Raw genomic sequence first — 13,102 nt, forward strand, 5'->3', positions numbered from 1 at the left:
TTTTCTGGTCATAATCTTAAGGAATAAATTGAAGAAATGGATAGAACCATATTAAGCGCGTCAACTAGCTTAAAACCAGTTGACGCGCTCATACTTACAGTCCGCTGATGACGCGGCTATAAATATTATTGGCTGCATTACTATCATAGGTATTGGCCGCGTCATCAGACACGTTCACTGTTACAACCGATGCGCTACCTGCATTAGCCGTTGTGCGGGTCGCAGTAAAGCCTAATACTGCTTTTCCGAAACCAGGAATAGACTGGCCACTATTGATCATTAACGTCAATTGCCGATTTCCCGAATTAGCAGTTACCGTCCAATTGGCATTATCGACTGCAACAGGGTTGGTGAGGCCATCGGTTACATTAATAGTCGAGATAGCGTTAGAGTACGAAATAGTGTAGCCGAAAGGGACAGTGATCGTAACTGGAACATTACCCGCAGATGTAGGCATACCGTTCAATTCTGATATAGTCACAACGAAGTCACGGGAGCTAGACGCTGGGAAGTTAGCTTGAGGCAATGTGATCGTCGGTGTTAAATCAGATGGTGCTCCAGGTCCACTTGGGGATACGATTAACGTAAACGTAGTATTAATCGAGAGTCCTAATGTATTCGTCGCGGTTATCGTAACTGGATAAATCCCTGCTGATGTGGGAGGTCCCATAATGATTGATCCAGTAAGGGTAAGACCATCGGGTAGACCTGCCGCGGTTAGTGTTAGAGGATTATTACCTGGATCGGTAAATGTATTGGCCGGAATAATAAATGTGAAATTTGATCCAACCGTGGCATTCTGCGTGCCAATGGGGTTAGCCACTAAGGGTCGTGTAGCGGCATTAGGATCCCCAGCAGGTACGATAGTGATCACTGCTTCGGCGATGTCACTAAGACAACCACTTTTTGAACAGGCAGCTGGAATAACGACCGTTCCAGTTGCACTTGTAGGAACACTAATTGAACCACCTGGAGCGACGGTGTAAACACCACCACTACCAAAGTACTGAATAATACCACCTGCACAGCCGGTGGCTGTTACACTGAGAACACCGCCAACGGCTACTGTCGCTGATGCAGGTGATAGGGTAGGTGGCGTCAGGCCGCAGGGATTGGAAAAGCTGCCTGCCGAGGTGATAACAGGGGCTGCCGATACAGAGACGGCAATGGTCAGGCCAAGCAGTATCCCAAGACACCGGGTTAAGGCCGAATAAGCGTGGAGTTGTAGAGGTAAACGCATAGTAATAAAGGGATTATCGAGTTGGGTAGTGGACCTAAACCAGAGGAATAGGGGACGGTTTATAGAGAGAAAAAAAATGTTTCGATACAGGAGTGTTTTCATGCGTCTTTAGGGGATTCGTTCCATTGAGTAAGAGTAAACAATCTAAATGATATGGGTTTATTAGGGCTGTTGCTGACGTAAATAATCCGAATGATACTGGCGAAGTAATGCATCTAACTGATTTCCTACGCGATAGCGTATACCAACATTATTGCCTCCTCCATTGTACGAGTACTCCCAACGGTATTCTTCCGTGGTTCGTAGTCGTGCTCGTTTCGACTGTGCAATGCGACCAGGTGGAATAGGAACTGCAAAATTGAAACCTGCCGTCGACCCCTTTGTGGTCTTCATCGCAAAAACACCAACTTCTACTGAATAGAGTTGCCGGATGAAATCAATCCGCATCCCCCGATCCTCATATAAATACTGTCCACCAGATACTTTAAGGGTAATGTCTCGCTTGCTGATTCGATAGGCCACATCGGCCAGAAGCATTGCCCTATTCATGGACTCATAATAAATTCCCTTCGTTGGATAGTAATAGTCACCCGTTAAACTAGCTTCCAGACCAAACGACCAAGGCTTAGTTAAGTTAGCCCGTCGATATTGTAGGTTTACACCATATTGGTTACTATAAAAAAAGCCAACTGATCCGCTTAAAAAATCCTGTCCGCTTAACGCTAGAAACTGATTCAAATAAATCGGAGCGGGCCGAATATTCATCGGTTGTGTATCATAGTTATTCGTTATTGGGAATAACACACCCAGATTTAATACTAAGCCCCGGGTCAGATACAGTTGAGTTTGCAACAGCAAACTTATTTTTGCTTGAAATGGATCTGTCTTATAGCCAAAATTGGCAACCATATCCGGGTGAAGCCGAAAGTCGACTTTATAATGTCCTGGTCCGGCTGGAATAAGACGACCTATTGCTTTTCGTTCATTTCGCGACAGCAAATTCGTTTGCCAAGCATCGCCCAATCGGTAACTCGCGATCGGAACGCCTTGATAAAGTGGAACAAATTCAGTCGTAGTCGGTTTAGCTAACGCCTGACTCAATTCCAACAAACCAATCATTGGGTTTCTGTAGAGTCGTTGCTCATAATAAACCCGTTGAGCGGCACTGTCAATTGTTAGATTCTCGTAATTTAGCAAGGCTCGTTGATCCTGCTGCTGACAAAAACCTACCTGAACAGACCAGCAAATGAATATCCAACTAAAGGCAAAAGCTGATCTATTTATGGTCACAATATGCACTTGCTTACTAAATACTCTCAATTTATTAGCACCAGCACTAGTTCCTCCCAGACAGTTTTCTCTGTTATCACCTCCTAGATCTGTGTCCTCACAGACATGCATGTGATTTACTTCTCCAAGTCTGATTTCTGACGCAATCGCTTTGGTAATTTTCGCAACGAAACTGCATACGAAGTTCCAAACGTAATCTGATCAAAATTTATAACACCTGCCTGCATCGTCCAGCGATCAAACAGTTTGGCATAAGCGCCAAGATTAAGTTGTTGCGAATCCCATTCAATCATTCCTCCCAGCTTTTGTTTATAACGAAACGCTATACCCCCAAAAGGACCTGATAAATATGGATGCGGGCGTTCATTTTTATTGTGAAGCTTGTAATTAGAGAAAATATCAAAGTTATTTCCTCCATTATCGCTTCGATCAAAATAATATGGACTACCAAATCCTGCGGATACTTCTGCTGTGAAAGTTTCACTTAGCGTGAAATTTTTTGTAGTAACAGCAGCATACGTTACAAGTGAGTTGTCAATACCAAAGGGAGCAGAAGCAATAATCGCAACAGAAGGCCTATGCTCACGTTCTGTCAATACAGCATACTTGACATCAAACTGCCGATCTCCAATACCTCTTGCTCTTAATGGGAGATCGCCATTTACATGAAATATGTTGATAGTAACCTCAAGCCGGGGTAAAATAGCTAATGTGGCATAATAAACACTTGATGATGACTGGATAAAGTTATTACTGACCCCTGCATTTGGATCATTTGCTCTGGGATCGTAATGCGACGGATTATAATGATAACCAATCTGAAACGTTCCATCCGACAATATTCTGGCCGTTGGAATGTTCATTAATCCTGGCTTGCCTGAGATATTAACTTGTGCCCATCCTTTCTGAGATAGCAGCGCAAATATCATTAGTAAAACCCCCGATACGCCGACACAACTTAACCTATTCATCAATGCTATCACCACCTGTTGAATCTTATTTTAAAGTACCCCTAAGATGTCTCTTAGGGGTACTTTAAAAATTAAGGTGTTACAGTGCCTTGGTTGTGGCAGCTATCAAATAACTGGAGCACAATCCGTTGAGCTGTTCGGATAGTCTCGTTGAAGTTATTGTTGATTGCATTTACATCTGTATCATGAGCAAACTTAGCCGCTGCAACTTTGGCTATTGCTGTGATCGAACAGGTATTTATATCAGCTGATTGTAGGCTATAATATACCTGATTTTGCTGGGTGTACAAAAGATAAGTAAACGCTTTTAATACGTCGTTAGCTGTTACGTGAGAAAGCTCTGCAGGCAGAGCTGCGCTAGACGTGTTAACTAATGAACTATAGAAGGCTAATTTGCCAGATACACAACCCTGTACATCCCCTTCTGCCGCCGACTTATTCGAAGAATAACTTCCTTCAACAGTACCTACCTGCGATTGGCGGTCTGTTTCAAGACCAGCAATTTTTTGGTCGAACAGGTCATTAGCTGCTTTGAAGCAGGGGTCGCCAACATAATTTACTGGCTTAACTGTCAAGGCCGATAAAAGCGCCACGATACCAGGTCCTGGAATCGAAGTCGTCGTTGGTAATATTTGAACACCATTGACCTGTGGATAGGTGAAGGTCACGAAGTATTTCTGCAAGTTTGGATTGGCTACCAGCGAATTAACAGTTGCCTGTAATGTAGATGGTAGAGCCCCTCCGTTTTTGATTGCATTTAATACACTAGGAGTAAATGCAATGTTAAACACAGATGCAGATGTTCCTGCTGCTGACAGTGCTGCACTCATATCACTTTCTGCCTGACTAACAGCTGGTGTTGCGCTTCCTGCTGCAAGATCACTTTTCACTTGAGCTGCCGTTGCCGATTGCGTTAAGGTAGACGGTGTGACCGTCACAGGGGCAGGAGCCGTTTGACGAAGGCCTGGCAACTGCAGATCTCGCAAGGATTCAAGCGTATACTTAGGCGCCAGAGGGGTGGCATCCTGGTTCCGGCAAGCGTAGACCATAAATACCAGGCATAGTCCATAAAATGACCACACAGCTTTTTTTGTAGTTGTTTTCATGTGCAATTCTTAATTTGAGACGGTTAATTAAAATGGTGTGCCTTTTTGCCTTTCCCTACGATAAAATATCGAAGAGCAAACCACGTTGGCGATAATCAATTCTTACTACTGCTTTTAAATAATTCAACAAACATTTACTTGGCAAGGATAACCATACACCGGCTAATAGCACTCTATTTTCAGCTAACTCACCGTGTATCTTTGTCGGTTCTTTCTCTAAACGGAAGCAATATATCTGTAACTGGTGATTTAATCTTCCCCGAATGATAGTTTAGTACATATGAATTTATTATTCGGCGAAAATAGCTTCATGAAAAGGAAATAAATGGGCATCTGAGAGGTTTTTGTATAGTAGAGTGCATTTTCTTTACGATACGTATACAAAAAATGAGTATAGTTGTATCATATATAACTTGCCCATCGAGATTCCCTTTACTTACTACCAAAATCATACTTACCTTCGCTATGATATATACTAAATTCGGAATCTAGAGAGATCAATATAACTAAAAGCCTATATTTTGCAGGCTTGCTCCTGCTGAAACACTAACTAAGATGACTAATCCTGTTTTGGTTTGGTTGAAAAACCAGTTTACACCTAAAGAAGCTGTTGATACACTAACTCCCTGTTTCTGGCAAACAGACTTGCATTCACACCTGATTCCAGGGATTGATGATGGCGTAAAAACCATTGATCAATCCCTGACCTGTATCCGGCAATTGGCCGAATGGGGTATTCGGAAAATCATTACTTCACCTCATGTAAGCCAGGAACAGTATCCCAATGATTCCGCAACGATTTTGCAAGGTAGGGATCTTCTACAGCGTGAGGTCGATTCGGCAGCTATTCCTATACGAATTGAAGTAGCTGCTGAATATATGTTGGATAACTTTTTTCTCGAACGTTTAGATACAACACCTCTCTTATCTTTTGGAGTAGAACGTTATTTGCTTATTGAAACGGGCTGGTTGGCGCGCCCACTATTATTAGATGAGATGATTTTCCGAATTCAGACGAGCGGCTATACTCCCGTATTAGCGCACCCTGAACGGTATTCCTATTATATAAATGATACTGAAGGCTTACAACGACTACGTGACCAAGGGTGTTTGATGCAACTTAATTGGATGTCTCTTACAGGACGATATGGTAATCATGTTAAAACACAGGCAAAGCTCATTCTGAAAAACAAGTGGGCTGATTTTATAGGGAGCGACCTACACCGCCCGGAGGATCTTCCCGCTTTACAAGCCCTATTCTCCTCACAATTCTATGAGCTTCTGAATCAGCAACCGCTAAGGAACAGAACTCTTTAGTCTAAACGCAGCATCACAGAGACCACAACATGCTTTTTTGTGGTCTCTGTGATGCTGCGTTTAAATCACCTTACTCTGTAATGGGCTCGATTGTATATCGGGATTCTCATTCAAGCGCAACAACTGCGCTTCAAACTGTTGGAGGATTGTCTCTTTACTTAGGTACTGTCGGGCATAAGCTCGGGCATTCTGTCGGTAGTCAGTGACATCCTTATCAAGTGCCTGGTCAATACCTGCAATCAACGCCTGAGTCGATTCTGGCTCGATAAGAATACCCATTTGATGTGTGGCAATAACATCATAAAGGGTAGTGCCTGGCACAGCCGAGACTAATGCACAGCCACCAGCTGCCAAAATACTAGTTAACTTGGAAGGTAATACTAGATCTGAAGCAGATTTTTTCTGTAAAACCAGATGAATATCCGCCGTGGCTAGGAGGGCAGATAATTTTTCGTAAGGTTGTAGGGGATGAAAGGCTACGTTAGTCAACTGATATTCGTTTACTAATGATTCTAGGCGAGTTTTCCCACCCCCTGATCCAAAAATCAAAAATTGGATATCAGAACGAGATGAATAATGCTTTGCTGCTTCAATGATCAGCTCCAATCCCTGCTTTTCACCTAAACTACCTGAATACAGGACCACCTTGTCGTGTTCACGTAAACCCAATTCTGATCTTAAGGAGGCTGCACGAGGTAATGGTTTAATTGACTGCTCGTCCACCCAGTTTGGAAATAAGAAACAAGGTGTTTGCAATACTTTCTTATCGGTTACTTTTCGAACCATACCTTCACTTATGGTAGAGACGAATGTACTGCGTTTTAGGATAAACTTTTCAATCAAAAAGAGGATGTCCACAAAGGATTTATTTTTAATCATGCCCAATTCATTGGCCATATCAACCTGTAAATCCTGTATATGATACCAAAGGGGTACTTTTCGTATCATAGAGTATAGAGTGGGAAGTAATCCAATTTGAAAAGGTGGCGATATAGAGATGACAATATCATATCGCTTTCCTATTAAAACACTTGCCCAATAAGGAAGGCTACTGATTACAAAGGAGAATTCATGTAGGATTCGTTTTAATGTAGTTACTTTCGTCGGCACGTAAAACGGACAGCGATTTACAGTAACACCATCTATTTCCTCCGTAAACCACCCCTTTCCTTTATAGCGTTCATGAATTTCCCATTCAGGGTAATAGGGCATAGCTGTAATTACTCGAACAATGTGTCCTTTACTAGCTAACCAAGCGCCCATTTCACCCGTATATTTTCCAACACCCGTTAACTCCGGCGTATAGTTAATGTCGTATATTAGAATGCGCATCAATTGTTTGAAGTAGCTATAACTTTTGTTTTTGATTTATCTTCTAATTTTTTTAGAAGTAGTTCTCTCATCTTAATTTGAATTAAAAACTCGTAAAATGCCATGTTTATGCAGTATATAAGCCCAGGAATTCCTTCTAAAAAGCCTATACCTAAAATATAAGCCTGAATAAAGCGGAGAATTGGCCAGCCAGGCATTCGACTTAGCCATGATTTCAGCGCTGGATTGCGAATACTTGTATGTGAAGCAAATATATTTTTTAAAGGAGGGCGATTTGTTAATCGAGCATATGCTTCATGTGACGAATAACGATTGTGTTTATCAAACCACTGATGCCATCCTTTTGAAAAACCGTAATGAATATAGGGTTCTTTAATATAATCAATTCGCCCATTTACCTGATCTTCTTTTTGGCCATGCCCAAAATCAGTAAAGCGTGCACGCCCCTTGCGCATGAGCCTAAACTGCCATTTTGGAAAATTGTCGCAACGCCTAAGCCATTTGCCTTCGAGCATCATTTTCCAGCATAAATAGAAGCCAGCTACATCTTCGCCTGCTTGATTAACAGCATTAATAATTTCGTTTTTACATGATTCAGTTATGATTTCATCCGCGTCTAAAAATAAAATCCATTCATAACTAATAGCCAAATTATCCAATGCATAATTGCGTTGTTTGCCAAAGCTCTCGAAAGGATTGCTGGCGATGTTTGCCCCAAATGTGCGAGCTATCTGCAGTGTTTTATCTGTACTACCTGAATCAAGAATATGTATATCATTTGTCCATTGGATAGCCTCCAAGCAGGATGGTAAATCGTTCTCTTCGTTTTTAGTAAGTATAATAATTGAAATCATTTCAATACTGTTGAAACCAATATTACTGGATTATTCTTTTCTTAATTGGCTTACAAGGATTCCCTGCACAAACTGTCCATGCAGGTATGTCTTTTATAACAACAGATCTAGCCCCAATTACACAGCCCTCATTAACTGTAATGGCAGGATGAATAAATACTTCAGCTGCAATCCATACATAATCACCAATATTAATAGGTGCTGTAATTAATGGGAAGCCAGATTTTGTATAATCATGTGTTCCTGCACATAAATAAGATCCTTGTGATATCACTGCCCTTCGACCAATTGTAATTTTATCCATTGAATATAGATTAACTCCACTGGCTATTCCACATTCTTCTTTAAGCACTAGATTCCAAGGTGCCCAAATTTTAACGCCGGGATACACATGGACTCCACTAGCGACTTTTGCACCAAAACAGCGTAACAAGAACGCCCGCCAACTGTGGAAGGGTTTGGGAGATAAGTGAAACAAAACACTAGCAACTAGTTCCCAAATCATTCTGGCAATTCGATTCTTAAGAGAAAATGAGGGCCCTGTAAAAGTGTCTTGATTATGCTTTTTCATATTTATGGTTGGCCCGTAAATTAGTCAGTAATGAGATTATCTTTATTATCAAAGTAAACTATAACTAATCTATGGCTCTTTACTGGCATATTTTGTAATCATTCCATAAAAATCGGACTGAAATATTCACAAAGTAGCTTATACACTGACTTTTTAAACGTTTTATACGGAAATAGCTTCCATAAATCTACGAACCGTAGAGTCAACAGCAAATTTACTTTCATAAACTGCCTTAGCTTGTAGACCCATAACTTTCTTTTGATTTAGAGATAAAGAAAACCATTGCTCCAATGCTGTCTGCGTTCCTTCTAGTGAATCCGAAAAAATTATACCTCCCTGTCCAACTTCAATCTCCCGCCATATATTAACTTGATTAGATATTAGGACAGGTTTGCTGCAAGCGAGTGATTCTGCTACGGCAATTCCAAAATTTTCCTGATGACTCGGTAATATAAAAGCTTCACAACAATAAAACGCACCCCATTTTATCTCTCCATTTAGCATTCCTGGCAAGTAAATAGAGTTTGATTTAGATGCAAGAGCCTGAATTTTCTTTCCATAATCTGTTTCAAGGCCAGGTCCGGCTATTACTAACTTAGGAAGTTTTGTTCCTAAAGCTTCTAAAGCCAAATAAGCGTTTACTAATAAATCAACACCCTTCTTTACATGAATTCTACCTAAAAACAGTATATAATTTTCATTTTTTAACCCTTCACATTTATTGTAAAATAAATCACTCATTCTCTTTGTAAAAACTGGCGGAGCTTCAATACCTAAACCTACTACTTTTTTCATTTTAGGTTTATAACCGCTAAATGTATCTTGGGCTAACAACATTTCTGTTTCACATGTAAATAATAACCCATCTAATTCATTAACAACTCGTTTTTCAATTATCTTCCAATAAAGCCAGTTTCTGATTGCTTTTAATTTACGACCTTGTGCTTCTTGAAACCAGGGATCGAGCATTCCATGAGGCATTATGTAAATTTTAGGTCTACTATGATTAGACCTTTCTACGAGTTTTGATGCCTTTAAAACGGAATAGCTATGATACAGCCAAAGGCCATGGACTATAACTACTTCATAGTTGATCAAGTTTTCTATTAACCAAGGTAACAAAAGCTTACTATATTGCCACACACCCTTTGAGGGACCTAAAGCATAAATAATTAAAGGTTCATTTTGCAAATAAAGTGCATCAGGGCTGTCTACAACTGCTAAATGAGAAATAACATCAAGTTTTGACGTCTCTTCTATTAATGTCTTTATCGCCTGACTCACCCCTCCCGATTCAGGATTCATACTTGATACTATATGAAGAACACGCATTTTATAAATCATTAATAAATAAAACCTTCAGTGCGAGTGAAATATTTGGCATTTTTTGGAATATCCTTAATTGGACTAGCTGGAACACCTGCATATAAAGTCCATTCAGTAGTAAAAACTTTGTTTAAAAGGGATTTGGCACCTAATACAGAATAACTTGGTAAAGTAGATCCTCCTAGAATTACTGAATTAGTACCAACAAAGGCATAATCACCTATATTAATTGGAGCACTATCTTGATAGTTTTCAGTTAAATTAATTGAATGTGTTAATAATTGAGACTGGTAGCCTGCAATTGTAACAAAGCGGCCTATTTTAATAGTGTTAGTACAATCAATATGGTGTCTTTTTGTAATGGCAGAGAAATCTCCTAATAATAATTCTGGCGAACGGTCTGATTGATGCTTAAAATGCTTTGAATCTGTTCCTTTAGGAAAACCAGTAATCCAGTTACTACGGCCTATTATTGCATCTTTACCTATCTCAATTTTATTTAAGTGTATAGCGACTGTAAAATGATCAATTATAGATCCTTCATCCATGATTAATTTCTTTGGGTAAACCCAGGCTAAACCAATATTGGCTTTCGGGTGAATTTCGTACTTAAATAATTTATTTAAAAAATAGCGCTTAAGGCGCCAAGGTAAGATCAGTATTAGTAACTTAATTAACATAAAGTGGACTGTTTTTGGGAACTATTGGATTTTAGATAATTATCTATGTTAGCTGGCCCTGCTTATTCAGATTTTTGTTGATAATCCCGTTCTAAAATTATAAACTGAATAAGTAGATGGTGACTTCATTGTGTTGATGAGTAAAGAAGTAGTGTTAGTAAATAACCTAATCAACGTAGCGTATATTACCACCGATTTTCCAAATGTACATATTTTTCCTCCGAATGAATTTTATAAAAAAACGTCAGGCATCAGTTGTTAAGCCCTTTAGTTGAATTGGACAGCCTTCAACAAATAGCTAGCAATCATCTAAGGAGTAACAATTGAATGCTGGAATCGAACTCCTGACTAATAAACACTATCGGGAGTCCTATACTTCAAGGAAGAAGGGAACTCCCGAACTGGGTCGCCGGAGCGGTTATAATTATGTCACCCCATATCCAAAACTGTCTAGACTTGTTGAATAGTAGTGGATACCTATAAGTTCAAACACTCCATTCGGATGATATGCCAGGAGACAGTATTACTTGCTCCCGATACATTACTAACTTTTTGCCTTGAAGCTCCATTGGGTTACCTCTGATTGACATGACTAACAGCCAATGTGCTGGGATTATTTCACTTGATGTTTTTTCGTTTAATCAGTGTATTTCGATAGACGTAAGTAGACAAACAATAGATCACAACTCCGGTTTAAAGACTAAGACTTTAATCTAATCTTCAATCGTTTGATTCTCATTTACACACTTTAATTTGGCATAAACCGTTGCTCGTCGTCTCCCTACCATCCAACAAATTCGCCGAAGCGAGACTTGCAATTGCATCGATTTGGTAACTACTGACTCAATGCAATTGCAAGTCTCGCTTCGGCGAATTTACGAAAGTGTAATAGATTATTTTTCATAGCGGTAGATCGGTAGAAATTTGGCGCCGAGAAATACTGCCTTTGCCTATATAGAGCAATACATAAACACTTCACGCAGATCATATGTATGCTTTTTATTGTCGATAAGTAAGTCTTTAATTGCTTGCCATTGAGAGACAGTAAAATTAGTAGGATACATTGGCAGTACTTTATTCTTACAAACTTACTGGCTCCTTATTTCATTTAAAATACCATTTTAGACAGTCTCAGTTTCTAGTTGAGAGTTTTTAAGTTTTAAATTTTTAGCAATAATTTGTCTTATCCTATAAGAATATTTAAGGCTAACAACTTGAGACATTAAAAGCCACATAAAGATACAAAGAATTGCTCCCGAGGAAAATGCATAAGCTTCAGCAAAACTGTGAAGAATCAAAAAAACGAGCAGCGTAGAATAGAGTTCAGCTTTTTCATATTTTGATATACTTATTCCAATATTAAATACCTTTATAAGAATATACAATAATGAAAGGAAGCCTGCAAGCCCCATTGTAGATAAAGTTTGAAGATAAAGCGACCCAAATTCTATTTGACCTTGTTTATTAATTCCCGTACGTATAGTGTGATTGTTAATTACTTCTTTAGAAACAGAATAAAAACCAACTCCTGTGAATGGATTAATTTGAAAATCAAGAAAACGAGCTTGCCATAAGCCCTCTCTAGAATTGTTAGTACCTTTACTTTCAAGTCTGGAATTATTTTCTAGAAAATTATTAAAATAATCAGGCAAGCTTGATAGAAATGGAATAATAATTAATAATAAAAACATTAGTACCCCAAAATTTCTTTTTGTGGATTTTTGTAAGAACTTAATTTTATTTCTAAAGAAAAATACTAATGTAACAAGAAACGAAGCTAACACAATCCTTGAACTTGCCATAAGCATTACACCAATAGAAAGAAAAAGTAGTCCTATATAAATAGTTTTAACTAATTTACTTCCTTTGAAATACACTAGTGAATAAATCGAGTAGATAGCCGATATACCCCCAATTGGTGCTAAAGTCATTTCATGCAATGAAATACCATTTCTAAAATATTTTCTACCGACCGAATATACCTCTGTGTTGACTTTAAAACTTGGTAGTCTAAATAAAATCCAAAAAAAGGAAACAACGGTAATTATTAAAAATATATATATAATACACCACAATAAATTTTCCCTAAGCTGGTTGATTTTTTTATTATATAAAACAGGGCCAGCTACAATTAGTAGCCCTACCCAAGATATCCACCTTAACACAGAATCTGGCAATAAATCTTGGCTAAATATTATAGATACTGCAGAACTTATAATTAATGGAAAAAGTAAGTAATTAACTTTATTGTTATTTAATGTAAAAAGTAAACAAAGCCCTAAAACTAAATAGTAAATATTCGCTAAATTCGGTAAAAATACTTGAGCAATCGTAAAATGCAAGAAAAATACTATTGCAAATAGAATTGTCAAAAATGAAACTGAATCTGCTCTTAATTTCATTATAAATAAGTTT

Annotated in this window: 11 protein-coding genes; 1 reads left to right on the top strand and 10 read right to left on the bottom strand. The window is 38.8% G+C overall.

Features of this window, described 5'->3' with window-relative positions:
* Positions 1–94: 94 nt before the first annotated feature.
* The 4 genes from GO755_RS20945 to GO755_RS20960 all read right to left on the bottom strand — a co-directional run bounded on the left by GO755_RS20945 (position 95) and on the right by GO755_RS20960 (position 4,607).
* Positions 95–1,240, bottom strand: a complete 1,146-nt coding sequence (locus tag GO755_RS20945; RefSeq protein ID WP_157587254.1) for a putative Ig domain-containing protein — start codon at positions 1,238–1,240, stop codon at positions 95–97.
* 162 nt (positions 1,241–1,402) lie between these two features.
* A complete protein-coding gene (locus GO755_RS42030; protein WP_317165930.1) occupies positions 1,403–2,530 on the bottom strand; it encodes a YjbH domain-containing protein in 1,128 nt (375 codons plus the stop codon).
* Positions 2,531–2,646: 116 nt separating this feature from the next.
* The gene (locus GO755_RS20955) at positions 2,647–3,459 is read right to left on the bottom strand and encodes a YjbH domain-containing protein (protein WP_198174889.1); all 813 of its coding nucleotides are present in this window, start codon (positions 3,457–3,459) and stop codon (positions 2,647–2,649) included.
* A gap of 113 nt (positions 3,460–3,572) precedes the next feature.
* Complete coding sequence (locus GO755_RS20960) at positions 3,573–4,607, bottom strand: hypothetical protein (protein ID WP_157587257.1); 1,035 nt, start codon at positions 4,605–4,607, stop codon at positions 3,573–3,575.
* A 555-nt stretch (positions 4,608–5,162) separates the two neighbouring features.
* Here GO755_RS20960 and GO755_RS20965 point away from each other — a divergent pair.
* Entirely contained in the window at positions 5,163–5,924 is a 762-nt protein-coding gene (locus tag GO755_RS20965; RefSeq protein WP_157587258.1) for a tyrosine-protein phosphatase, read from the top strand.
* Between the two features lie 60 nt (positions 5,925–5,984).
* Here GO755_RS20965 and GO755_RS20970 read toward each other — a convergent pair whose 3' ends face one another.
* The 6 genes from GO755_RS20970 to GO755_RS20995 form a co-directional block, all read right to left on the bottom strand.
* A complete protein-coding gene (locus tag GO755_RS20970) occupies positions 5,985–7,256 on the bottom strand; it encodes a WcaI family glycosyltransferase (protein ID WP_157587572.1) in 1,272 nt (423 codons plus the stop codon).
* The gene (locus tag GO755_RS20975; protein ID WP_157587259.1) at positions 7,256–8,110 is read right to left on the bottom strand and encodes a glycosyltransferase family 2 protein; all 855 of its coding nucleotides are present in this window, start codon (positions 8,108–8,110) and stop codon (positions 7,256–7,258) included. Before GO755_RS20975 ends, GO755_RS20970 begins: the two co-directional genes overlap by 1 nt.
* 22 nt (positions 8,111–8,132) lie before the next feature.
* Positions 8,133–8,681 carry a WcaF family extracellular polysaccharide biosynthesis acetyltransferase gene (locus GO755_RS20980; protein WP_157587260.1) on the bottom strand — a complete coding sequence of 183 codons (549 nt, stop codon included), beginning with the start codon at positions 8,679–8,681 and terminating at the stop codon, positions 8,133–8,135.
* 162 nt (positions 8,682–8,843) lie between these two features.
* Complete coding sequence (locus tag GO755_RS20985) at positions 8,844–9,986, bottom strand: glycosyltransferase (RefSeq protein ID WP_227687029.1); 1,143 nt, start codon at positions 9,984–9,986, stop codon at positions 8,844–8,846.
* Between the two features lie 38 nt (positions 9,987–10,024).
* Positions 10,025–10,687: an acyltransferase gene (locus tag GO755_RS20990; protein WP_157587262.1), complete on the bottom strand. Its 663-nt coding sequence runs from the start codon at positions 10,685–10,687 to the stop codon at positions 10,025–10,027.
* Between the two features lie 1,121 nt (positions 10,688–11,808).
* A complete protein-coding gene (locus GO755_RS20995) occupies positions 11,809–13,089 on the bottom strand; it encodes an O-antigen ligase family protein (protein WP_157587263.1) in 1,281 nt (426 codons plus the stop codon).
* Between the last annotated feature and the right edge of the window lie 13 nt (positions 13,090–13,102).

This window comes from Spirosoma arboris (assembly GCF_009754945.1).
Lineage (GTDB): Bacteria > Bacteroidota > Bacteroidia > Cytophagales > Spirosomataceae > Spirosoma > Spirosoma arboris.